Origin of the sequence: Streptomyces sp. 1331.2 (assembly GCF_900199205.1) — a bacterium.
Taxonomy (GTDB): domain Bacteria; phylum Actinomycetota; class Actinomycetes; order Streptomycetales; family Streptomycetaceae; genus Kitasatospora.
The window spans coordinates 5,126,649-5,150,042 of sequence record NZ_OBMJ01000001.1 but is presented as its reverse complement, the minus strand read 5'-3'; the positions used below and the strand labels follow the sequence as shown (position 1 = coordinate 5,150,042).

The window sequence follows — 23,394 nt, the reverse complement described above, 5'->3', positions numbered from 1 at the left end:
AGCACTCCCCGAACCCGGCGGCGCGCTCCGGGCTCGCCCCGGAGAGCGCCGCAAAAACGTTTCTCCCGGGCCCGCTCCCGCTCCTCCCTTCCACCTCCCACCACCCCTACCCCTTACCCTTCCCCACTTGGTGGTCGGGAGGAGGAGAGCAGGCATCACGCGGGCGGGCCCCGCGGTGATGCGGGACCCTCGCCGGGGCGGGCGGGAGCCGCCGAGCGGTTGGTGTCCCGGGCACGCGGCCCGTGGGCCGCGTGCCCGGGCTGCGGGTGGACGGACACGCCGAGGGTCGCCGGGGAATCCCCCGTCACCGCGATGTCGCCCACCCGGTCGGTCCGCAGGACGGCCGCGCCGAGGCCGCGCAGGCGGTCCACCGTCTTCGGGGCCGGGTGCCCGTACGGGTTCCCCTCGCCGCACGAGATCAGCGCCAGCCGGGGCCGCAGAGCACCCGTCAGGTCCCAGTCCTGGTGTGCCGAGCCGTGATGAGCCACCTTCAGTACGTCGACCCGCCCCAGGCGGCCCGACAAGGCCGACTGCGCCGGCGGTTCCAGATCTCCCAGCAGTGCCATCCTCAGTCCTCCCGTCAGTGAGACCAGCAGAGCAACGCTCGCGTTGTTCGCGCCGGGCGCCTCGACGGACGCCCCCGGCGCAGGCCACACCACCTCCCACGCCAACTCCGCTCCGACCGAACGCCGTTCACCGCGACCAGCCCGCAGTAGGGGGACCGCCGCCTCGGCGGCCCAGCGCGCCACCCGGGCCGCCTCGCCCGGCGGGTCGTCCAGCGTCGTACCCTCGACCGCGCCGACCCGGCGGCCCCGCAACACCCCCGGCAGGCCCTCGACGTGGTCGGCGTGGAAGTGCGTCAGCACCAGGAGGGGCACCGCCGTGATGCCCAGGTCGCGCAGGCACCGGTCGGCAGCGTTCGGATCCGGCCCGGTGTCGATCACCACCGCGCTGTCCGGCTCCCCCGTCGCGAGGGCCAACATGTCCCCCTGACCGACGTCGCACATCGCCAGGCGCCACCCCGGCGGCGGCCATCCGGTGGCGATCCGGGCGAGTTGCGGCGGGCGCAGCAGGACGGCCAGCAGCGCCGTCAGCAATGCTCCCGTCAGCAACGCTCTCACCCAGCGCCGCCGGGCGGGCGCCGGTCGGCCGGGCTCCACGGGCCGGGGCAGCAGCAACGGCGCCGCCCAGCAGGCCGACAGGACGACCACTGCAACCGTCACCGTCCCGAACCAGCCTCCCGGCCAAGCCAGTTGGCCGCCGGGCAGCTCGGCACCGCGCCGCGCGACCAGGGCGAGCCAGCCGGCCGGCACCCCGGCCGGTTCCGCGAGCAGACAGGCCGCGGCCGGGAACAGCGGTTGCAGGACGAGCACCCCGAAGCCGAGCAGCGTCGCCGGCGCCACCGCCAGCTCGGCCAGCAGGTTGCAGGGGATGCCAACCAGGCTGATGTGCCCGGAGAGCACCACCGTGACCGGCGCGCACAGTGCCTGCGCGGCCGCCGTCGCCGCGAGGGCGCCGGCCAGGTGGTGCGGCCAGCGCCGCGCCCGCAGGGCCTCGGCCCAGTGCGGCCCGAGGATGAGCAGCCCGGCCGTGGCGAGCACCGAGAGCAGGAAGCCGAACGAGTGCGCCAGGAACGGGTCCAGCAGGACCAGTACCAGGACCGCCCCGGCGAGCGCGGGCACGGCCTGGCGGGGGCGGCCGGTGGCCAGGGCCAGCATGCCGATCAGGCCCGTCCCGGCTGCCCGGAGCACGCTGGGCTCGGGCCGGCAGACGGTGACGAAGGCCAGCGTGAGGCCGGTGCCGAGCAGGGCGCCGGTGCGCAGCCGCAGCCCCAGTACCGCGGCCAGCCCGCGCCGTTCCGGGGTGCCGGCCTGCCCGGGCGCGCCCAGCAGCGCACCGAGGACGATCGCCAGGTTGGCCCCGCTGACCGCGACCAGGTGGACGAGGTCGGTGGCCCGGAAGGCGTCTTCGAGGTCGTCCGGCAGACGTGAGGTGTCGCCGACGACCAGTCCCGGGAGCAGCCCGCGCGCGTCCGGCGGGAGCCCGTCGGTGGCCGTGCGCAGCCCTTCGCGCAGACGGCCGGCGATCCGCTGCGGCAGGCTGGGCGGTGCCAGCTGCCGGGGCGGCCCGTGGACGAGCAGCAGCGCCGCGGACTCGGTGTCGTGCCCCTCCCCCGCCGGCTGTACCTCGGCCTCCACCGCCAGCCGTTCGGACGGGAGCAGCCGCTGCCAGGGTTCGCTCTCCGCGCCTCGGACCATGACGGTCACGGGTGTGTGCGTGCGGGTGGTCCGCCCTTCCGGGAGCAGGACGACCCGGTCGGCCACCGCGTCCACCGTGAGGAGCGTCTGCCCGCCGGTGACGCCGCCCCGGGCGGTGTGGACCTTCGGGTCCCCCACGACGGTGAGCTCGGCCTCCACCGCCGGGGCGGGTGCGGTCGGTGACCGCGGCTCGGTGCGCTCGGCCGCGTGGGCGAGTTCCGCCAGCGGGCCCCGGTGCAGGTCGGCGGTGTGCAGTGGGGTCGCGATCGCGGCTGCCGCTGCGGTGAGCAGGACGGCGGCCAGCGTCACGGCAGCGCCACGCCGGCGCAGGGCTCCGCGTCGGCTGAGCAGCCGGACGGCCGCGAGTACGGCGGCGGCCGCCGCCGCGAGTACGGGGACCTCGTACCCGGGTTCCAGGGGCAGGAGCGCCGCCGTGACCACCCAGGCCGAGACGGCGGGCAGCAGTAGCCGGAAGTCGGCGCCCGGGGAACGGGTGGGCGGATCGGGCGTGGTGATGACGGAAACGACGGGAACGACCGAAACGGCGGAAGCTGCGGGCACAGCGGGCGTGGCGGACAACGGCGGCACCTCCCTTCGGAGGGGCGAGAACGGCGGAGGAGGCGTCAGAGGGTGAGCAACGGTCGGAGTTCCGCGTACGTGCGGGTGCCGATGCCGCTGACCTGGCGGAGCTGGTCGAGGGAGCGGAAGGAGCCGTGCGAGCTGCGGTAGGCGAGGATGCGCTGGGCGAGGGTCGGGCCGACGCCGGGGAGGGTGTCGAGCTGTTCGAGGGTGGCGCGGTTGAGGCTGACGGGTGGCCGGGGTGTGGCGGGGCCTGCCGGTCCGCTGCCGGTTCCGAGGGCCGGAGCCGCAGCCGACACCGGGGCCTGTTCGCCGACCAGGAGCTGCTCACCGTCCGTCAGGACGCGGGCGAGGTTGAGGCTCCTGGTGTCCGTCTCCGGCAGCGGACCACCGGCCGCCAGCAGGGCGTCGGCCACCCGCGAACCACCGGGCAGCGTGTGCAGCCCGGGGACGTGCACCCGTCCGCCGATGTCGACCACGACGACCGTCCCACTGCCGGCGACAGCGGCGGCAGCGGCCTCGGGCGGGCTGGTCCCTGACGCGGCTTCGACGGGCGAAGCGCTCGCCCCCGGCGGTGCCGGGCCGGCCGTCAGCGCGGGCACGGCCACCGTCTCCGGTCTGGCCAGCCAGAAGTGCTGCACGGCGTAGCCGACCGCGAACAGCAGCAGGATGGCCAGCCCGGCCACCGCACGCCGGTCGAGCGCCACCGCTGAGGCGAAGGAAGCGAGCGAGCCGAACCGTGGGCGGGCCCTGGCACCCGGCGGATCCTCGACGGCACCGTGGCCGTCCGGATCGTTGGTGCCCGGCGGCTGCGGCACCGGCGCCGCATCCGGCGGCGGACCGGTCGTCCCCGGCCCTGCCACCGTCGGAGTCGCACCCGGAGCCGCACCCGAAGACACATCCGGAGCCGCACCCGAAGCAGCGGAGGTCGCCACGCCGCCCACCGACTCGTCACCCGTCGGCAGCAGCGCCGCCATCCGCAGCCGCACCGTCTCGTTGATCGCTTGGCGCTTCGCCGCGCCCAGGCCCATGGTCGTCATGCCGAGGACGGTAGGAGTCCTCCGGCGAACGCGCGGAGATTACCGGAACCCTGTGGATAACCCGGGGGTTGTGGACAAAAAACGTCACTCACGCGAGCGAGCAAGGGCTTCTCAAGTTGACGGACGATCCCCTCGGCCCCCAAGTCCCCCGGCCCCCGGCCCCCGGCACCCCGGCCCCGGCCCCCCGGCCCCCGAACCACCCACCCGCCCGCTCAGCGCGGCGCGACCACCACCGCCAGCAGCCCCGGCCCGACGTGCGCACCGATCACCGCGCCCACCTCACCGACGTACAGCTCCCGCAGCCCCGGCACCCGCGCCCGCAGCCGTTCCGCGAGCGGCTCGGCCCGGTCCTCGGCCGCCAGGTGGTGCACGGTGATGTCGACCTCCCGCTCCCCCGAGCGCTCGACCGCGATCTCCTCCAGCCGGGCGATCGCCCGCGACGCCGTCCGCACCTTCTCCAGCGGCTCGATCCGCCCCCCGTCCAGGTGCAGCAGCGGCTTGACCGCCAGCGCCGATCCGAGCAGCGCCCGCGCGGCCCCGATCCGCCCGCCACGGCGCAGGTGCTCCAGGGTGTCGACGTAGAAGAACCCGCTGGTCCCGGCCGCCCGCCGGCCGGCCGCCTCGGCCGCCTCGGCCAGGCCTTGCCCGGCGGCGATCGCCTCGGCGGCCGCGAGCACCCCGTAGCCGAGTGCCATCCCGACCAGCCGGCTGTCCACCACACGCACCGGTACGGGGGCCTCGACGGCCGCCAGCCGGGCGGCCTCGACGGTGCCGGACAGCTCGCCCGAGATGTGCACCGAGACGATCCCCGTCGCACCGGCCTCGGCGGCCGCCCGGTAGGTGGCGGCGAAGGTCTCCGGGTTCGGCCGGGAGGTGGTCACCCGCTGCTTGCCGCGCAGTGCCTCGGCGACGTCCTTCGGGGAGATCTCGACGCCCTCGCTCAGGACCGAGTCACCGACCGCGACGCTCAGCGGGACCACCGTGATCCCGTACCGGTCGAGGGCCTCCTGCGGCAGATAGGCCGTGGAATCGGTGACAAGTGCGAGGTCGGAGGGCATGAGGCGGAGGTTACTCCCCGTTCGTCCGGGAGGACAGCGCCCGACGGCGGGCCGCCCCGGAGGCCGGCCCGCCGCTGTCTCGGGGCTGTCGGGGAGCCCTGACGGCTCAGCCCGCCGAGGGCCCGGCCGACGGCTTCCGCAGCCGCTGCGCCAGCTTGGCCAGCGGGTCGGCGAGCCCCAGCAGCTCCTCCGCGCTCGGACGGCCCTTCCCGTCCGTCAGCCCGGCCCGCGCCGCACCACCCGCGGAGCCCGAACCGGCGCTCGCACCGGCCCCCGAACCCGAACCCGAACCCGCGCCCGCACCGGAACCACCAGCACCGGAACCACCAGCACCGTCCCAGTGCCGCAGCGCCCCCGCCTCGCTCTCGCACTCCTGGCTGAGCCGGCTCAGCTCGTCGTCCGCGAACCGGTGCATCCGGTCCTGCGCCGCCCAGCGCATGGTCTCCGCCGAGTGCGTGATCCGCTCCGCCCGCTCGCGCAGTTCCGGCAGCTTGGCGGCGATCCGTGCCGTGTCCGGCTCGCGTTCGAGCATCCGCAGTTCGCCGTCGAGCTCCGCCGCGTGGGCGTCGAGGCGGGTCAACAGGGCAAGGGACTCGCCGAGTTGGCCGTCCTGGTCGAGGCCGCCCTCCAGCACCTGGCGAGTGCCGTCGAGCGAGGTCCGCAGGCTCAGCCGGACGGTGGCGATCTGCGCGGGCGGGCCGACCTTGGTGTACGTCTTCGCCTTGAGGGTGGCGGTCTCCACGGCGCGCCGGGCATTTGCCTCGTGCTTCTCGATCTTCGCGCCCACGGCCTTGGCCGCTTTGACCGTGCCGACCACGGCCAGGACGACCACCGCGAGTCCGAAGAGCAGGACCAGGCCGATCATCACGCCGAACACGTCCATCGCGCGCCACCTTCCGCAACCGTTTCGGCCCCCACCGGGCCCAACGCGGGCCGCATCGCCGAGGGTTCCACGGTATCCGCCGAACCCGCCCGAGGACGGCCCGCGCGGGCCCGACGGCCGGAGATCAGGGACAGATCCGGGATCTCCCGGAGGGCCCCGCCGCCCGAAAATCCCCCCGAAAAGCACCGGGCGGGCGCCCCGAAGGACGCCCGCCCGATCACCGAGCCCGAACCGAGACCCGGATCAACCCGGACCCGGATCCCAGCCCCAGCCCGAACCACTCCGAGCCCGAACCCCGATCACCCCGTGACGATGTTCACCAGCTTCGGTGCCCGCGCGATCACCTTGCGCACCTGCGCACCGCCGATCGCCGCGACGACCGCCGGGTCCGCCAGCGCCAGCGCCTCCAGCTCGGCGTCCGAGATGCCCGGCGCGACCTCCAGCCGGGCCTTCACCTTGCCCTTGATCTGCACCACGCAGGTCACCGACTCGTCGACCACGTACGCCGGGTCGGCGACCGGGTAGTCGGTGTGCGCCAGCGACTCGCCGTGGCCCAGCCGGCGCCACAGCTCCTCGGCGATGTGCGGGGCCAGCGGCGCGACCATCAGCACCAGCTGCTCGGCCACCACCCGCGGCGTCGAACCGCGCTTGACCAGGTAGTTGTTCAGCTCGATCGCCTTGGCGACGGCCGTGTTGAAGCGCAGCCCGGCCATGTCGCCGCGGATGCCGTCGATGGCCTTGTGCAGGGCGCGCAGCGTCGCCTCGTCGGGCGCCTCCTCGGTAACGACCAGTTCGCCGGTGGTCTCCGAGACGACGTTGCGCCACAGCCGCTGCAGGAAGCGGTACGAGCCGACGACGGCGCGGGTGTCCCAGGGGCGGGAGACGTCCAGCGGGCCCATCGACATCTCGTACAGCCGCAGGGTGTCGGCGCCGTACTCGTCGGCGATGTCGTCCGGGGCGACGGCGTTCTTCAGGGACTTGCCCATCTTCCCGGCTTCGCGCTTGACCGGCTCGCCCTGCCAGGAGTACTGGCCGTCGCGCTCCTCGACCTCGGCGGCGGGCACCGGGAAGCCGCGCTCGTCGCGGTAGACGTCGGCGGTGATCATGCCCTGGTTGAACAGCTTGTGGAACGGCTCGACGGAGGAGACGTGGCCCAGGTCGTGCAGCACCTTGTGCCAGAAGCGGGCGTACAGCAGGTGCAGCACGGCGTGCTCGGCACCGCCGACGTACAGGTCGGCGCCGCCGGCGGGCTTGGTGTCCGTCGGGCCCAGCCAGTACTTCTCGTTGGCCGGGTCGACGACGGCCGAGGAGTTCGACGGGTCGACGTAGCGCAGCTCGTACCAGCAGGAACCGGCCCAGTTGGGCATGGTGTTGGTCTCGCGGCGGTAGGTCTTGACGCCGTCGCCCAGGTCCAGCTCGACGTTGACCCAGTCCTCGTTGCGCGACAGCGGGGTCTCGGGCGAGGAGGCGGAGTCGTACGCGTCGTAGGTGCGCGGCGAGTAGTCGTCGACCTCGGGGACCTCGACGGGCAGCATCGACTCGGGCAGCGCGTGCATGACGCCGTCCTCGTCGTAGACGATCGGGAAGGGCTCGCCCCAGTACCGCTGGCGGCTGAACAGCCAGTCGCGCAGGCGGTAGTTGACGGTGCCCTCGCCGATGCCGCGCTCGGCCAGCCAGGCGGTCACGTGGGCCTTGGCGTCGACGACGCTCAGCCCGTCCAGGGACAGCGTCAGGTCGCCTTCGGAGCGTGCGGAGTTGACGATGACGGAGTCGTAGGTGTCGAACGCGTCGTCCCACTCCGCCGGGTCCGGGCCCCGTCCGTCGGTCGGCTCGACGACGCACCGCATCGGCAGGCCGAAGGCGCGGGCGAAGGCGAAGTCGCGGTGGTCGTGGGCGGGGACGGCCATGATGGCGCCGGTGCCGTAGCCCATCAGCACGTAGTCGGCGATGAACACCGGGACGGCGGCGCCGCTGACCGGGTTGACGGCGTAGGCGCCGGTGAAGACGCCGGTCTTGACCTTGGCGTCGACCTGCCGCTCGACGTCCGACTTGGCGGCGGCCGCGGCCCGGTAGGCGGCGACGGCCTCGGCGGGGGTGCCGGCCCCGCCGGTCCACTCGGCGGGCACGCCCTCCGGCCAGGTGGCGGGGACGATCGAGTCGACCAGGGCGTGCTCGGGCGCCAGCACCATGTAGGTGGCGCCGAACAGGGTGTCGGGGCGGGTGGTGAAGACGGTGATCTTCTCGCCGGAGCCGACGGCGAAGTCGACGCGGGCGCCCTCGGAGCGGCCGATCCAGTTGCGCTGCTGCAGCTTGATGGCCTCGGGCCAGTCCAGGAGGTCCAGGTCCTCGATCAGGCGGTCGGAGTACGCGGTGATGCGCATCATCCACTGGCGCAGGTTGGACTTGAACACCGGGAAGTTGCCGCGCTCGGAGCGGCCGTCCGCGGTGACCTCCTCGTTGGCCAGGACGGTGCCCAGGCCGGGGCACCAGTTGACCGGCACCTCCTTGGCGTACGCCAGGCGGTACTCGCCCAGGACGTCCTCGCGCTCGGCGGCGGACAGCGACGCCCAGTCGCGCCCGCCGGGCAGCTCACGCGATCCGGAGGCGAACTGGGCGACCAGTTCGGCGATCGGGCGGGCCTTGCGGGCGGTCTCGTCGTACCAGGAGTCGAAGATCTGCAGGAAGATCCACTGGGTCCAGCGGTAGTACTCCGGGTCGATCGTGGAGATCGAGCGGCGCGGGTCGTGGCCCAGGCCCAGCCGGCGCAGCTGCTGGCGCATGTTGGCGATGTTGGCCTCGGTGGAGACCCGCGGGTGGGTGCCGGTCTGCACGGCGTACTGCTCGGCGGGCAGGCCGAAGGCGTCGTAGCCCAGCGTGTGCAGCACGTTGTGGCCGGTCATCCGCTGGTAGCGGGCGTAGACGTCGGTGGCGATGTAGCCCAGGGGGTGGCCGACGTGCAGGCCCGCACCCGAGGGGTACGGGAACATGTCCATGATGAAGCTGTGCGGCTTCGCGGCGACGTCGCCGGCCGACGGGTCGGCCAGCGCACCGGTGGGGTTGGGGGCGTGGAAGGTGCCCTCCTTCTCCCAGAGGTCCTGCCAGCGGGACTCGATCTCGGCCGCCAGCGCGGCGCTGTACCGGAACGGCTCGGTCGCGGTCTCGGCCGCGCCGGACGCAGGGGTCGTCTCGCTCATGGTCCTTCAAGCTCCATCGGTGTCAGTTGGCGAACCGCGCAGGCGGCCGAGCCGTGGGCCCCGGCCCGGGACGGGGTCGGGGGCGGAAAACAAAAAATCCCCTCGCAGGAGGGGACGCCACGCCGACTCCGGCACCGCCCGAGGGCTCAGCCGGTCCTGGTCAGCGCGGCCGGCTAAGGAGCAGGCGCACGGTTCGCATGGGCTCAGGGTACCGCAAGCGACTCGGCGCGCTGCGGGGTATACCGCCCGGGCGCCCGTACGAACAGCGGCGTCAGCGCCTCAGCCCGCCACCGCACCTTCACCGCACCGCCACGCCGCACCACAGCCCCAGCACTCCGCAGCACCGCCACCGCAGCGCGCCACCCTCACCGCGCCCCCGCCCGCCCCGCCGCGTCGAAGTCCCGCAGCGCCTTCGCCAACCGCTCCGACTGCATCCCCGCCGCGAGGGAGCGGGCCAGCGCCGCGGTGCGGGCCGCCTCCCGCTGGTCGCCGAGCTGCCGGTGGGTCTCGGCGAGGCGCACCATCAGCAGCGCCTTGGAACGTGCCCGCCCCGGCCCGAGCCCGGCCACGGCTTCGGCGAGCAGCCCCTTCGCCATCCGGTGCTGGCCGAGCGCGAGCCGCGCCTCGCCGACCATCCCGGCGAGGGAGGCGCGGGCCTCGTCGGTGCCGGGCACGCGGTCCAGTTCGGCGAAGGCCCGGGCGGCGGCGGCCTCGGCCCGCTGGGCCTCGTCCCGGCGGCCGTGGGCGCGCGCGAGCCGGCCGAGCTGGCGGGCCCGCCCGGTGGGGCCGAGCGCGGCACCGTGGACCTCCAGGGCGGTTTCGAGGGCGGAGACGGCGTCCAGGCCGCGCCCGCCCGGACCCTGGGTGGCGAGCACCACCAGGGCGCCGAGCACGGCGACCCCGAGCCGGGGGTCGCCACTGACGTGGGCGGCGCGCAGCGCGGCGACGAAGGCGCGCTGGGCGGCCGCGTCGTGGCCGAGGTCGTACGCGGCCCAGCCGGCCAGCCGGGCGAGGCTGCTGGCCGTGCCGTACAGCTCCCGGCCGAGCCGCTCGTCGTACGCGCCGAGTTCCAACAGCTTGGCCAGCATGGCGAGTTCGGCCCGAGTGGGGCCGAGGACGAGGCCGCCGCCACAGGAGCGTTCGAGCCGTTGCTTGCTGCGGTAGGAGAGGCCGAGTTCGCCGACGAGGCCGGGCTCGACGCGCAGGGCGCCTTCGCCGCCCGCGACGGGCGGGGGCGGGGAGGCGAGCCGGGCGGCGGCCTGGTCGAGGTCGGCGTTGCGGAACAGGTCGGTGAGGCGGACGGGCCCGGCGTCGGTGGCGGCCTCGCGCAGCGCGGTCTGGGCGGTGTCGGCGGTCCACGGATCGGTGAGCAGCCGGGGCGAGAGGATCTTGGCTCCGCGGTGGCCGCCCATGCGGCCCCAGAGCTGTTCGTAGGTGACGGCGATGCCGAGGGTGCGGCTGAGCACTTCGCAGACCGCCTGGTCGTGCGGGCTGCGGGGCACCATGCCGCGGTCGCGCCACTTGTAGGGGGCGGTGGAGCTGATGGCCAGGCCGGGCGGCAGGGCGAGGCTCACCTCGCGGGCGAGCCGTTCCGGACTCCAGCCGAGCTGGTGGAGTATCCGGGCCAGTTCCTCGTTCCGCCTTCGCTCCAGATCGGCCATGGCACGACGGTAGCGGGATTCCCGTCCCTGCCGCCGGTCGCACGGGCGAAACGGCGAAGAGCCGCCCCCCGTTTCCGGGAGGCGGCTCTCGACTGCTGTGGAGCTATGGGGAATTGAACCCCAGACCTCTTGCATGCCATGCAAGCGCTCTACCAACTGAGCTATAGCCCCTTGACCTGCGATGTCACCGGGGTTTCGGTCGTTTCCTTCCGGTTTCCCTCGGCGACATCGACTACTTTACACGGTCCGGGGCGTGGTCCAGAAATCCGTTTCCCGAGCTCCTCGACGAGGCCCGAGACGAGCCCCGCAGCGCCCCGCAGCGAGCCCCGCCGCGACGCCCGCAGCAAGCTCCGCAACGAGGCCCGCAACGAGGCCCGCGCCGGACCCCCGCCGCCCCCCTACCGCGCTGCCCGCCGGCTGCGCACGGCGAAGCCCGCGGCGGCCGCCCCCGCGACGGCGTCGACCGCCAGGGTGATCAGCAGCGCGTGCCCCGACTCGGCGGCCGGCGCCGGCAGGTCGACCTGCCCGAGGAAGACCGAGCCGAGCACCGCGACCCCGATCACCTGCCCGAGCTGGATGACCGTCACCATCACCCCGCTGGCATCGGCCGCGTCCTCGGGCGCCACCCCCGCGAGGGCCCGGGCGAACAGCGGTGAGTACGCGCAGCCGGCGGCCAGGCCGAGCAGGGCCATCTCCACCAGCTCCCCGGCACCGATCTCGGCGCCGCCGCCGAGGAGCACCCCGAGCAGCAGGTAGCCGCCGCCGACCAGGACCGCGGCGAGCGCCGGCATGGCACCGTGCAGCCGTCCGGGCAGCCGGTGCCAGTGCATGCTGGACAGGCCGAAGCCGATCGCGACGGGCGCCGAGCAGAGCCCGGCCTTGAGCGCGCTGTGGCCGAGCCCGGCCTGCTGGTGCAGGGCGAAGGCGAACATGAAGCCCGCGAAGGCCGCCATGATCGAGAACAGCCCGGCCGCCGCCGGCCGCAGCCCGGGCGCGCGCAGCACCCGGCCGGAGATCAGCGGCTGTCCGCCGCGGCGGGCGATCCGGCGCTCGACCAGCACGAACAGGCCGAACATCAGCACGCTGCCGGCGATCATCGCCCAGCCCCAGGCGGGCCAGCCGAGTTCGTGGCCGAGGACGAGCGGCACCACCAGCAGGCCGAGTGCCGTGCCCAGCGCCACCAGGCCGGGGATGTCGAAGCCGCGCGAGGCGTCGCCGGGCAGTCGGGGCAGCAGTCGGGCGCCGGCCGCCAGCAGCAGCACCCCGATCGGCACGTTGACCAGGAACACCGGCCGCCAGCCGCTGCCGAACAGGTCGGCGCTGACCAGCACGCCGCCGAGCACCTGGCCGAGCGCCATGCCCCCGGCCAGCACCGCCGCGTAGAGGCCGAGCGCACGGGTGCGGGCGGTGCCGGTGAAGGTGCGCTGCATCAGGCTCATCACCTGGGGCACCATCAGCGCGGAGCCGGCGCCCTGGAGCAGCCGGAAGGCGATCAGCCACCCGGTGGACGGGGCGAGGCCGCAGGCCAGCGAGGTGGCGGTGAAGGCGGCGAGGCCGAGTTGGAAGAGCCGGCCGTAGCCGTAGCGGGCGCCGAGGCGGGCGCCGGTGATGAGCAGGACGGCGTAGGCGATGGTGTAGCCGGCGATGATCAGTTGCAGGGCGGCCCCGGAGGCGCCCAGGTCGGTGCGGATGGTGGGCACGGCGACGTTGACGATGGAGACGTCGAGCACGGCCATGAACTGCCCGCACAGGACGAGCGCGAGGAGCAGCCCGGGCCGTACGGCCGGGGGCCGGGTGGTGCCTGCGGCCGCGCCGGGCCGGATCTGAAGGTCCGTCATGGGTACCAGCGTGGGGCCGTACCGGTACTGGTGGTTAGAGCCTGCGGATCCTGGTACTGGCAGCACCTGTATCGCCCGGCGGGCCTGCGGCACGATGGTGGGCATGACCGTCCTGGAGGAACTGCCGACCGGCGCGACCGGGCGTGACCGCCGCCGTACCGAGCTGGCCCGTTTCCTGAAGGCCTGCCGGGCGCGGGTGACCCCGGAGGACGTCGGGCTGGTGCCGGGGCTGCGGCGCCGTACGCCGGGGCTGCGGCGCGAGGAGGTCGCGCAGCTCGCCGGGGTGGGGGTGACCTGGTACACGTGGCTGGAGCAGGGGCGCCCGATCAACGCGAGCGAGCAGGTGCTGCTGGCGGTGGCACGGGCGCTGCGGCTGGACGGCACCGAGCGCGAGCACCTGTTCCGGCTGGCCGGGATGGCGCCCTCGCGGTTCCCGCAGCCGGCTCCGCCGGAGCTGAGCCCGTCGATCCAGGTGATCCTGGACTCGCTGGCCCCGCTGCCGGCGGCGGTCTCCAACACCCGTTTCGACGTGTTGAGCTTCAACGGGCCGTACCGTTCGCTGTTCGGCACCGAGCGGATGCGGCCGTCCCACGGGGCGTTCTTCAACAGCCTGTGGTGCATGTTGGTGGCCCCGCCGTGCTGCAATCCGTGCGGCAACCGGGAGGAGTCCCTGCCGCGGATGGTGGCGGTGCTGCGCGCGGCCTACGGCAAGCACGTGGGCGAGCCGGCCTGGGAGGAGCACGTGCAGCGGCTGTCGGCGCGCAGCGAGGAGTTCCGGGAGCTGTGGGCGCGCCAGGAGGTCGCTCCGCCGGAGACCTGGCTGCGAGTCTTCCGCCACCCGGAGGTCGGGTTGCTGCGGCTGAACGCCACCTATCTGACGATGCCCGGTGTGCAGGAGTGCTACATCGTGGTCTACGTGCCGGCGAGTGCGCAGGACCGGGAGCGGGTCGAGCGGCTGGGGTCGCTGCCGCCGGGCGGCTGGACGCACACCTGCGAGCAGTGAGCGCCCGAGCGAGCACCCCGGGCCGGGATGCCCGAAGGCCGGGGCACCCTGGCCCCGGGGCGCCCGAAGGCCGGGGCAGCCCGGCCCCGAAATGCCGGGAGGCCGCCACCCGTTGGGTGACGGCCTCCCGAACTGCTGTGGAGCTATGGGGAATTGAACCCCAGACCTCTTGCATGCCATGCAAGCGCTCTACCAACTGAGCTATAGCCCCGCGACACGGGCGACCCTGGCTGACCACGACCGCCGATGCGGAGTGGAGCTATGGGGAATTGAACCCCAGACCTCTTGCATGCCATGCAAGCGCTCTACCAACTGAGCTATAGCCCCGCACTCACCGGATCTCCCGCTTCCCTTCCGGGCCGCGTTCCTTCCCTGCGAACGAGGAAGACTCTAGCTGGTCAGGGCCGGAACTGCGAAATCCGCTCCCGCAGCGCCCCCTCCGGGCCCCGCAGCGCCCCCCTCAGGGGCCCTGCGGTGCGGCCGCTCCGAGGCCCCCGGGTGCCGCCCTCGGCCGAAGCCGTCAGCCGGCAGCCGTCAGCCGGCAGGTGTCAGGTGTCAGGTGTCAGGTGTCGTCGCCGATGACCGGCTGCGGGAGCGTGCCCGCGTTGTGCTCCAGCAGGCGCCAGCCGCGCGCCCCCCGGCCGAGCACCGACCAGCAGCAGTTGGACAGCCCGCCGAAGCACTCCCACTGGGCCGGCTCCAGGTCGAGCAGCCGTCCGAGCATGGTGCGGATCGTCCCGCCGTGGCTGACCACGACCAGGGTGCCGTCCTCCGGCAGCTTGGCCGCGGCCTCCAGCACCACCGGGACGGAGCGGTCGGCGACCTCGGTGGCGAGCTCCCCGCCACCGCCGCGGCGCACCGGCTCGCCGGCCGCCCAGGCCGCGTACTCCTCCGGGTAGCGCTCACGGATCTCGGCGTTGGTCAGGCCCTGCCAGGAGCCCGCGTAGGTCTCCCGCAGGCCCTCGTGGTGGGTCACGTCGAGTCCGGTGACCGCGGCCAGTTCCTGGGCGGTGCGGCGGGCGCGCTTGAGGTCCGAGGAGATCAGCAGGTCGGGGCGGAGCCCGGAGAGCAGCCGGGCCGCCCGCTGGGCCTGCAGGACGCCCTGCCCGGTCAGCTCGATGTCCGTGGTGCCCTGGAACCGCGATTCGAGGTTCCAGGACGTCTGGCCGTGCCGCCAGAAGACAATGCGCGGGCCTCGCGCACCGCGGCTCAGTGCAGGTCCTCGGGCTTGCCGAAGTCGTCGGCGGGGGCGACGGCGTTGCCGGCCTCGTCGGTGTGGGCGTCGGGGCGGTTGCGCGAGGCCAGGGCTTCCTCGGGGATGGGCAGCTCGGGGCAGTCCTTCCAGAGCCGGTCCAGCGAGTAGAAGGAGCGCTCCTCGGAGTGCTGGACGTGCACGACGATGTCGAGGTAGTCGAGCAGGATCCAGCGGCCCTCGCGCTCGCCCTCGCGGCGCACCGGCTTGATGTCCAGCTGCTCGCGCAGCTGGTCCTCGATCTCCTCGGCGATCGCGCGGACCTGGCGGTCGTTGTTCGCGGAGGCGATCAGGAAGGCGTCGGTGATCGACAGCACCTCGCTGACGTCGAACGCGATGATGTTGTGGGCCAGCTTGTCGGCCGCCGCCTGGGCGGCGACGGTGATGAGCTGCTGGCTGTGGTCGGTGACGGTCACGGTGTTCTTCCGGCTCGGCGGCGTTGGGGCGGCGCCCCGGCGCGGGGCCGGGGTCGCCTTCCAGGATCTCACGCCGCCCGGGCGGGCCCGGAACCGATTTCCGGGCCCCCGGGCCGCCGTACCGCCTCGCTCAGGGCCGCCGCGCCGCCTCGGGACGGACCCGACGGACCGCCCGGGGACGATCCGGCCGCCGCCCTACTGGTTCTTCGGCGGCTGGTAGTCCTTGCCGAGCACGACCAGCAGGTCCGCGTTCTGGGTGTCGCCGGTCACCTTCTTCACCGCCGTGTCCGGCAGGCCGAGGCTGGTCGCCAGCGACTTCGCCGCGCCCTGGCGGGCGTCGTCGGTGTAGCGGATCTCACTGGTGGCCTGCGCCGCGCTCTTGGCGCCGCCCGGGATGAAGGTCAGGCCCGAGTTGACGATCTGGACCTGCGCGGCGGCGGCCGCCGCGTCGTTGCCGCTGGCGTCCTGCAGTGCCACCCGGGCCGGGGCGTCCGCGGCGGTCGCGGACTTCACGGTCCCGCCCAGCACGTCCTTGACCTGCTTGCCCGCGGTCGCCTCGTCCAGGCTGCCGTCCGGCTTGACGGTCAGCGCGGTGGTGCCGAAGTGGCCGTCCTTCGCCTGCTGGGCGAGCTGGGCGAGCACCCCGGCGAGGGCGTCCTCGGGCAGGGAGGGGTCGAGCACCGCGTTCATCCGGTGCACGTCGTCCTTGGCGTCCTTGAACTCGGTCGGCATAGTGCGCACGACCGCTTCCATGACCTGCCCGAACCGGGCCAGCTGGGCGTCCCGGCCCTCCCCGGCGTTCTGCAGCGTCGCGTAGGCGACCGCGGCCTTTCCGCTGAGCATGGTGTTCTTCCCGGCCGCGGAGAGCAGCTTGCCGTCCGGCTTGCCGCCCTCGTGGGTCTCGGCGTTGGTGTCCACCCGGACGCCGCCGAGCTGGGAGACCAGCAGTTCCAGGTACGGGGTGTCCAGCCGCCAGGTGCCGGCCACCTGGGCGCCGAGCACGGTGGAGAGGCCGTCGCGGGTCGCCGAGGCGCCGATGGTGTCCATGGCCTGGCCGACGGTGGTGACCAGCGGGTCGGCGGGGCCGGGCAGCCGCAGATTGTCGGGCAGCAGCAGCACGGTGCCCTTCTTGCCGGAGGCGTCGTCGACCAGCAGCGCGCTGGACACCTTGCCCTGCAGGTCGCGCAGGTGGACGACGTTGACCTGGCGCCCGCCGGCCGCGGCGGCCGCGGTCGGCTTGTCGCCGGTGAACCACAGGTAGCCGCCGACGCCGCCCGCGGCCAGCGCCACCACCGCGCCGAGGCCGATCAGCCGGTTGCGCAGCTTGCGGCGGCGCTCGGCGCGCACCTCGCTGCGGGACTCGGCGAACTTCAGCCAGTCGATGACGTCCTCGGTCTCCTCCGCCTCCTCCTCGGCGAAGGCGAACTCGCCCGTGGTGTAGCCGTCCCTGGACGCCTTGCTCCCGGCCTTGCCGGAGCGCGCCCCGGCGACCTGCTCGGACGGCGCCTCGGGCTTGGCCGGCGCCGCCGCCGCGGCGGGCCGGGGCACCCGCGGGCGCGGCGGCACGGCGGCCGGAGCGGGGGCGGCGGGTGCGGGTGCGGGTTCCGGCTCGGCGACGACCGGCTCCGCCGGAGCGGCCTGGGCGGCCTGGTAGGGCTGCTGCTGGTAGCCGTCGTAGCCGTACGACGGCTCCTGGTACCCGTAGCCGCCCTGCTCCTGGTACCCCTGCACGGGCCGGCCGGGCTGCACGGGCTGCCCGTACTGGTCGTACTCGCCGTAGTGCTGCTGCTGGTGCTGGGGGAACTGCCCCGGCTCCTGGTACCCCTGGTAGGCCTGCTGCTGGTACGGCTGCTGCTCCTGGTAGCCCCCGTACGAGCCCTGGCCGTACACCGGCTGCCCGTACTGGTCGTACTGGTCGTACCGCTCCTGCTGCTCGTACGGCCCCTGCTGCCCCTGCTGCCCCTGCTGCTCGTACGGCCCGTGCTGTCCGTGCTGTCCGTGCTGCTCGTACGGCTGCCCCGGCTGCTGCCGGTAGCCCTGGTACGGCTGCTGGTACTGCCCGGTGGACCACTCCTCCGGCTGCTGCTGCCCGCCGCTGCGCTCGCTCACGCGCCCACCCGCTCCCGGTTCAGGTCCCGCGCGGCGCGTACAGCGCCCGCTTGTCGATGTAACGGACGACGCCGTCCGGGACGAGGTACCAGACCGGCTCGCCCTTGGCGACCCGGTTGCGGCAGTCCGTGGAGGAGATGGCCAGCGCCGGGACCTCCACCAGGGAGACCCCGCCCACCGGCAGACCGGCGTCCGACAGGATGTGGCCGGGGCGGGTGCACCCGATGAAGTGGGCCAGCGAGAAGAGCTCGTCGGAGTCGCGCCAGGACAGGATCTGGGCGAGCGCGTCGGCGCCGGTGATGAAGAAGAGGTCGGCGTCCGGGTGCAGGGCGTGCAGGTCGCGCAGGGTGTCGACGGTGTACGTCGGGCCCTCGCGGTCGATGTCGATCCGGCTGACCGAGAACTGCGGGTTCTCGGCGGTGGCGATGACCGTCATCAGGTAGCGGTCCTCGGCCGGGGTGACCTGGCGGTCGCTCTTCTGCCACGGCTGTCCGGTCGGGACGAAGATCACCTCGTCCAGGTGGAACGCGCTCGCCACCTCACTGGCGGCGACCAGGTGGCCGTGGTGGATCGGGTCGAAGGTGCCGCCCATCACGCCGAGGCGCTTCTTCACCGGTTCCGGTCCGCCGGGATTCCCGGCCTGCTTTCCCATGCCGCCACACCTTACGCGACGCCCGTTACGGTGCGGGAACGCCCGTGTGGGGGTTGCCCGCAGATGCGTGAGGGAGCGGCCGGCCCGATGGCCGGACGCTCCCCTGGCGGTCCGTGGAGCAGGCTCAGCGGTCCCGGTTGAAGCGGGTGGTGATGAAGAGCAGGAGCAGCAGGATGAACAGCGCGGCGCCACCCGTCAGGGCCGGGTTCAGGCTGTCGTGGTTGCCCCCCTCGCCCTCGGCGAGCAGGTTCAGAACGGGGAGTGCGGCGGCAGTGTTCATGGTCGGCGGGACCTTCTCGGCTCGGTGAACGGACCTGGGGGTTGTTCCGGGCCGGTGAGGGCCCACCCGTCATCGTACGGGGGGTCACCCGGCAACCGCTCGGCGGCCCACCGCCGCTGACCGGGCGTGAGCCCGTGCCGTCGGGGGCGGTCGAAAACGGGTCCGGTCCCGTTCTGGTCCCGGTCCTGCCGGTTCCCGCCTAGTTGCCGCGGAAGGCGCGGGCCATGATCCAGACCAGCAGGCCGACGCCCACGAAGGACGCGACGATGATGATCCGCAGGAACAGGCCCGGGCCGGCCTCGTCGGAAATGGGCGAGGCCAGGCTGACAAGCGCGTCGGTGGACATTGCGGGGGCTCCTCGAACTGCTCGGTACCGAGGCCGGATCCGGCCTCGGTCGTCCAGGTCATTCAGGGTAGACCGGCCTCACACGGGCGCCGCCCACCGGGGCTGTGACTCGCCCGCTCACCTCCGGGGCGCTCTGCCCCGGCGCTCTGCCCCGGCGCTCCGCCCCGGCGCCGACGGCCGGGGCCGGGGCCGTTCGTACGCCGGGCCCGGGGACGAGTGCGCAACCGCGGACGTTGCACAGACAGTCGTTGCAGGCGAAGAGCAGCGGGGGGCCGGCCGGCGCGCCGGGACCGCCGTCGACCAGGAGGTAACCCAGACCATGACCGACACGACCGCGAAGACCCCGAGCCGCCGCCGCGAGCGCTTCCCCGGCATCTCCACCCGGGCCTGGGAGCACCCGGCCGACCGTTCGGCCCTGGTCGCCCTGCGGAAGCTGTCCGGCTTCGACGAGATCCTGAAGAAGCTCGCCGGGCTGGTCTCCGAGCGCGCAATACGGCTGATGTTCCTGGCCACCGCCGTGAAGACCTCCGAGCGCCAGTTCCCCGAGCTGTACGACATGGTGCGCGACGCCGCGTACACCCTCGACCTGCAGCAGGTCCCGGACCTGTACGTGACCCAGGACCCGTCGGTCAACGCGTTCACCATCGGCATCGACACCCCGATCATCGTGGTCACCAGCGGCCTGGTCGAGCTGCTCGACGAGGAGGAGCTGCGCTCGGTCATCGGCCACGAGGTGGGCCACGCGATGTCCGGCCACGCGGTCTACCGGACGATGCTGATGATCCTCACCAACATCGCCACCCGGATCGCCTGGGTGCCGCTGGGCAACCTGGCGATCACGGCCGTCATCACCGCGCTCAAGGAGTGGTTCCGCAAGGCGGAGCTGTCCAGCGACCGGGCCGGCCTGCTCGCCGGGCAGGACCTGCAGGCGTCCATGCGGGCCCTGATGAAGCTGGCCGGCGGGCACAACCTGGCCGAGATGAACGTGGACGCCTTCCTGGAGCAGGCCGAGGAGTACGAGAAGGCCGGCGACCTGCGCGACGGCGTCCTCAAGCTGCTGCAGCTGCTGCCGCAGACCCACCCCTTCGCGGTGGTCCGGGTCGCCCAGCTGAAGAAGTGGGCGGAGAGCGACGAGTACCGCTCGATCCTGGCCGGTGCCTACCCGCGCCGCGAGGACGACCGGGAGGCCTCGGTCGGCGAGCAGTGGAAGGCCGCCGCCGACCACTACGCGACCTCGGTGAAGGAGAGCAAGGACCCGCTGATGGGCCTGCTGCGGGACGTCGCCGGCGGCGCCGCGACCGTCGGCGGCAAGCTCCGCGACACCTTCGCCGGGGCCGGACGCGGCGGCTCGAACGACCGCGACGCCGACTGAGCCGGCCCGCCCGAGCCGCACGACGGCCGGTGACCCACCCGGGTCACCGGCCGTCCGCGCCTAAGGCCGTCCGCGCGTCCGCCCGCACACCTGCGCCCGCGCCTGCGTCCGCCGCCCCTCAGCTCCCCGCCAGCACTCCGCACACCTGCCAGGCCGGCCGGGCGTGGTTGCCGGGGTCGACCGCCGTCGGCGGCGCGACCGCCGTGCCCTGGGCGCCGGCCAGCACCGGCTGCAGGAAGCCCGCCATCGAGGTGCCGCAGGGTGCCGGCCCGGCCTCCAGCACCGAGTCCACCAGCCGCAGCTGCGCCGAGGCCAGGTCGACCCGGTCGAACTGGAAGGTCAGCTGCCGCCGCACGGTCTCCAGGGTGACCGGTGCTCCGGCCGGGGCGCCGGCCGGCTTGAGCGCGTAGACGAAGGTGTGGTCGGTGGTGATCTGCAGCGTCCCGCTGTCCGCCTCGTCGATCCGCATCGCGCCGGCCACCTTCACGGTGTTCGAGGCCAGCGCGACCTGCGCCGGGTCGAAGCGCACCACCCACCCGGTCACCGCGTGGTGCCGGTCGTCCAGCGGCTGGGCCACGCTCGCGTCGAACCCGGCCTGCTCACCGGGTGTGACGAAGGTCCGTACGTCCGCGGTGGCGCCCTGGACCAGGGCGGCCGGGGCCAGCGAGGAGGCGACCAGGTAGCGCTGGACGGTGTCGAGCGCCTTGGTCACCTCGACCCGGCTGAAGTGCTCGGTGGCGGCCCCGGTCGGGGTGTTCAGCCCGAGCGTGCCGTCCCCGTAGCCGACCGGCAGCGCGGCGAAGGGGTTGGCCGGGTCGGCGACCGGGTGGACGGTCGAAGCCGGGCTCAACGCGACCAGGCTGACGGTCAGTTGGCTGCCCTCGGGGCGGGCCGGGACGCCCCTCGGCGAGCTGACCCCGAAGTACACGGCGGCGCCGAAGGCGAGCAGGATGAGCAGCAGCAGGGCGAGTGCCTGGCGCGGGACGGAGCCCAGCGGGCCGAGCCGCACCCGCTGCCGGGTGGCCTTGCCGAAGGAGCCGGCCAGCCGCTCCCGGGCGGACAGCTCCTGGATCCGGGCAGCCCGGACGAACGATTCGTCGAAGACGACGGACCGGAATTCGTCCTCGTTGCCGGAACCGCCCTCGGGCGTACCCTCAGGAGGTTCTCGCGGGTCACCCATACCACCAAGGGTAGGCGGACACCCGCGCCGCCACGAGGGGCCCGGCGCAGATTCCCGGGGACGCTCGGTGAGCACCACCCGGGGCGTACGCCCGCGCGGCCTCCACACCGACATCCGTGCGGAAGCCCGGACGCAGGCCGTGGCCCGGAGGCGGGCCTCAGCCCGCCGGTGCGGCGGTGACCACCGGCAAGGGCTCGGCGGGCGCCGGGCGCGGGTCCACCCCGGCGCTACTGCTGCCGGACTCCGGCCTGCGGGGCGCGCTCGGGGAGCCGCCCACGCCCTGGTAGACCGCCGCGACCGCGACCGCCACCAGGCTCACGCCCATGATCACGGCGAGCACCCAGGCCACCGGCCGGTGCCAGCGCTGCTGGGCCACGTACCGGCCGCGGCCGCCCACCGGGTCGAAGCCGCGCCGCCACCGGCGCCGGCCCTGGCGCCCGGCCGAGCGGCCCGTTCCCGACCAGGGGTCGGGGTAGAGGTGGTCCGCGTCCAGTCCGCTCGGGTACGGGCGCAGCTCCAGCGGCAGCCCGTCCCCGGCCGGGACCTCATGGCCCCAGCCCGCGCCCGCAGCGTCCGACTCGAACCGGGCCTCGGCAGCGGCGAGTTGCCGCTCCTTGGCGGTCGGCTCGTGCACGGCGGCGGACCGGACGAAGGCCTCATCGAAGACCACGGTGGCGAACTCGTCGTCCGCACCACCGTGGTCGGCGCCGTCGGGGTACGGCAAGCCCCCCACATCCTCAGCCACGGATTCAGCGTATTACCGGCCGGGCGATTTGTCTGTGGCTCCCGGCAGTTGGTCCGTCACCCGTGTGACGGCCGGTTCCCGTCCCCCGGCTCAGCGGGCGTCCGAGCTCCCGCCGACGGTCTGCGTCGCCTCGCCCCGCACGTGCCCGTCACCGGTGACGATGTACTTGGTGCTGGTCAGCTCGGGCAGGCCCATCGGGCCGCGGGCGTGCAGCTTCTGGGTGGAGATGCCGATCTCCGCGCCGAAGCCGAACTCACCGCCGTCGGTGAAACGGGTGGAGGCGTTGACGGCGACCGTGGTCGAGTCGACCAACTGGGTGAAGCGGCGGGCGGCGGCCTGCGAGGTGGTGACGATCGCCTCGGTGTGGCCGGAGGACCAGCGGCGGATGTGGTCGACGGCGGCCTCCAGCGAGGGCACCACGGCCGCGGCCAGGTCCAGCGACAGGTACTCGGCGCCCCAGTCCTCGTCGGTCGCGGGCACCACGGTGGCCTGGCCGCCCTCGGCGGCCTTGAGCACCGCCTCGTCGCCGTGCACGGTCACCCCGGCCTCGGCGAGGGCGGCCAGGGCGAGCGGCAGGAAGGCGTCCGCGACGTCCTGGTGGACCAGCAGGGTCTCGGCCGCGTTGCAGACGCTGACCCGCTGCGCCTTGGAGTTCAGCAGGATGCCGACGGCCATCGCCAGGTCGGTGTCGGCGTCCACGTAGACGTGGCAGTTGCCGGTGCCGGTCTCGATCACCGGGACGGTCGAGCCCTCGACGACGGTCCGGATGAGCGAGGCGCCGCCGCGCGGGATCAGTACGTCGACGTAGCCGCGGGCGCGCATCAGCTCCTGCACCGAGTCGCGGCTCTCCCCGGGCACCAGCTGGATCGCGTCGGCGGGCAGCCCGGCCGCGGCGACGGCGTCCCGCAGGACGGCGACCAGCGCGGTGTTCGAGCGGTAGGCCGAGGCCGAGCCGCGCAGCAGCACCGCGTTGCCGGACTTGAGGCAGAGCGCGGCGGCGTCCGCGGTGACGTTCGGCCGGGCCTCGTAGATGATGCCGACCACGCCGAGCGGCACCCGGACCTGCCGCACGTCCAGGCCGTTCGGCAGCGTGTAGCCGCGCACCACCTCGCCGACCGGGTCGGGCAGGCCGGCCACGTCGCGCACGTCGGAGGCGATCGCGGCGATCCGCTCGTCGGTGAGCGTCAGCCGGTCGACCACCGACTCGGCCGTGCCGGCCTCCCGGGCCCGGGCCACGTCCTCGGCGTTGGCCGCGACGATCTCGGCGCTGCGGGCGACCAGCGCGTCCGCGATCGCCAGCAGCGCGGCGTCCTTCGCCCTGCGCGGCAGCGGGGCGAGCGCGGCGGCGGCCTCCCGGGCTCGGCGCGCTACGGCGAGGACGGGGCTGTCGGCGGTGGCGAGGTCGCTGGTCATGCCGCCAAGGGTAGCGACTGCGCGCGCCGCCCCGGCCGGTATTTCGCCCGGTGAGACACCCGGCGGGACGCCGCTGGGACGCCGACCGGGACCACCGGGCGAACCGGCCCGCCGA

General features: G+C 74.1%; 18 protein-coding genes and 3 tRNA genes. 2 read left to right on the top strand and 19 right to left on the bottom strand.

Annotated elements, in window-relative coordinates; translation table 11 throughout:
- Window positions 1-155 precede the first annotated feature (155 nt).
- The 8 genes from CRP52_RS22065 to CRP52_RS22030 all read right to left on the bottom strand — a co-directional run bounded on the left by CRP52_RS22065 (window position 156) and on the right by CRP52_RS22030 (window position 12,511).
- Window positions 156-2,846, bottom strand: coding sequence for a ComEC/Rec2 family competence protein (locus CRP52_RS22065; protein WP_373560510.1), 2,691 nt, complete (start codon window positions 2,844-2,846; stop codon window positions 156-158).
- Window positions 2,847-2,881: 35 nt separating this feature from the next.
- Complete coding sequence (locus CRP52_RS22060; protein ID WP_097237955.1) at window positions 2,882-3,877, bottom strand: ComEA family DNA-binding protein; 996 nt, start codon at window positions 3,875-3,877, stop codon at window positions 2,882-2,884.
- Window positions 3,878-4,089: 212 nt separating this feature from the next.
- A complete protein-coding gene (locus CRP52_RS22055) occupies window positions 4,090-4,935 on the bottom strand; it encodes a DegV family protein (RefSeq protein WP_097237954.1) in 846 nt (281 codons plus the stop codon).
- Window positions 4,936-5,041: 106 nt separating this feature from the next.
- A complete protein-coding gene (locus CRP52_RS22050; RefSeq protein ID WP_097237953.1) occupies window positions 5,042-5,818 on the bottom strand; it encodes a hypothetical protein in 777 nt (258 codons plus the stop codon).
- Between the two features lie 299 nt (window positions 5,819-6,117).
- Window positions 6,118-9,012 carry a leucine--tRNA ligase gene (gene leuS, locus CRP52_RS22045; RefSeq protein ID WP_097237952.1) on the bottom strand — a complete coding sequence of 965 codons (2,895 nt, stop codon included), beginning with the start codon at window positions 9,010-9,012 and terminating at the stop codon, window positions 6,118-6,120.
- 365 nt (window positions 9,013-9,377) lie between these two features.
- Complete coding sequence (locus CRP52_RS22040) at window positions 9,378-10,673, bottom strand: hypothetical protein (protein ID WP_097237951.1); 1,296 nt, start codon at window positions 10,671-10,673, stop codon at window positions 9,378-9,380.
- Between the two features lie 98 nt (window positions 10,674-10,771).
- A tRNA-Ala gene (locus CRP52_RS22035) sits at window positions 10,772-10,844 on the bottom strand.
- Between the two features lie 227 nt (window positions 10,845-11,071).
- Window positions 11,072-12,511, bottom strand: a complete 1,440-nt coding sequence (locus tag CRP52_RS22030; protein ID WP_097237950.1) for an MFS transporter — start codon at window positions 12,509-12,511, stop codon at window positions 11,072-11,074.
- Between the two features lie 103 nt (window positions 12,512-12,614).
- On the opposite strand from CRP52_RS22030, the gene CRP52_RS22025 reads away from it, so the two are divergent.
- Complete coding sequence (locus tag CRP52_RS22025) at window positions 12,615-13,514, top strand: helix-turn-helix transcriptional regulator (RefSeq protein WP_097237949.1); 900 nt, start codon at window positions 12,615-12,617, stop codon at window positions 13,512-13,514.
- 138 nt (window positions 13,515-13,652) lie between these two features.
- On the opposite strand, the gene CRP52_RS22020 is transcribed toward CRP52_RS22025, so the two are convergent.
- From CRP52_RS22020 to CRP52_RS38395, 8 genes are all read right to left on the bottom strand, one after another.
- Window positions 13,653-13,725, bottom strand: a tRNA-Ala gene (locus CRP52_RS22020).
- Window positions 13,726-13,768: 43 nt separating this feature from the next.
- A tRNA-Ala gene (locus tag CRP52_RS22015) sits at window positions 13,769-13,841 on the bottom strand.
- Window positions 13,842-14,076: 235 nt separating this feature from the next.
- Entirely contained in the window at window positions 14,077-14,727 is a 651-nt protein-coding gene (locus tag CRP52_RS22010; RefSeq protein ID WP_097237948.1) for a histidine phosphatase family protein, read from the bottom strand.
- A complete protein-coding gene (gene rsfS / locus CRP52_RS22005) occupies window positions 14,724-15,182 on the bottom strand; it encodes a ribosome silencing factor (protein ID WP_097237947.1) in 459 nt (152 codons plus the stop codon). Before rsfS ends, CRP52_RS22010 begins: the two co-directional genes overlap by 4 nt.
- Before the next feature lie 195 nt (window positions 15,183-15,377).
- Window positions 15,378-17,291, bottom strand: coding sequence for an LCP family protein (locus CRP52_RS22000; protein ID WP_097237946.1), 1,914 nt, complete (start codon window positions 17,289-17,291; stop codon window positions 15,378-15,380).
- 19 nt (window positions 17,292-17,310) lie between these two features.
- On the bottom strand, window positions 17,311-17,943 hold the full coding sequence (nadD, locus tag CRP52_RS21995) for a nicotinate-nucleotide adenylyltransferase (RefSeq protein ID WP_179852882.1): 633 nt from the start codon (window positions 17,941-17,943) through the stop codon (window positions 17,311-17,313).
- Between the two features lie 124 nt (window positions 17,944-18,067).
- Window positions 18,068-18,223: a hypothetical protein gene (locus tag CRP52_RS38400; protein WP_179852881.1), complete on the bottom strand. Its 156-nt coding sequence runs from the start codon at window positions 18,221-18,223 to the stop codon at window positions 18,068-18,070.
- 199 nt (window positions 18,224-18,422) lie between these two features.
- Window positions 18,423-18,569, bottom strand: coding sequence for a hypothetical protein (locus CRP52_RS38395; protein WP_179852880.1), 147 nt, complete (start codon window positions 18,567-18,569; stop codon window positions 18,423-18,425).
- 319 nt (window positions 18,570-18,888) lie between these two features.
- Between CRP52_RS38395 and CRP52_RS21990 the strand changes: the two genes are divergently transcribed.
- Window positions 18,889-19,941, top strand: coding sequence for a M48 family metallopeptidase (locus tag CRP52_RS21990; RefSeq protein WP_097237945.1), 1,053 nt, complete (start codon window positions 18,889-18,891; stop codon window positions 19,939-19,941).
- A gap of 118 nt (window positions 19,942-20,059) precedes the next feature.
- Here the strand turns inward: CRP52_RS21990 and CRP52_RS40580 are convergent, their stop codons facing one another.
- The 3 genes from CRP52_RS40580 to CRP52_RS21975 all read right to left on the bottom strand — a co-directional run bounded on the left by CRP52_RS40580 (window position 20,060) and on the right by CRP52_RS21975 (window position 23,279).
- On the bottom strand, window positions 20,060-21,121 hold the full coding sequence (locus CRP52_RS40580) for an SCO2583 family membrane protein (RefSeq protein WP_097237944.1): 1,062 nt from the start codon (window positions 21,119-21,121) through the stop codon (window positions 20,060-20,062).
- Window positions 21,122-21,278: 157 nt separating this feature from the next.
- Window positions 21,279-21,854: an SCO2584 family spore wall biosynthesis protein gene (locus tag CRP52_RS21980; RefSeq protein WP_257033108.1), complete on the bottom strand. Its 576-nt coding sequence runs from the start codon at window positions 21,852-21,854 to the stop codon at window positions 21,279-21,281.
- A 102-nt stretch (window positions 21,855-21,956) separates the two neighbouring features.
- The gene (locus CRP52_RS21975; RefSeq protein WP_097237942.1) at window positions 21,957-23,279 is read right to left on the bottom strand and encodes a glutamate-5-semialdehyde dehydrogenase; all 1,323 of its coding nucleotides are present in this window, start codon (window positions 23,277-23,279) and stop codon (window positions 21,957-21,959) included.
- Window positions 23,280-23,394 lie beyond the last annotated feature (115 nt).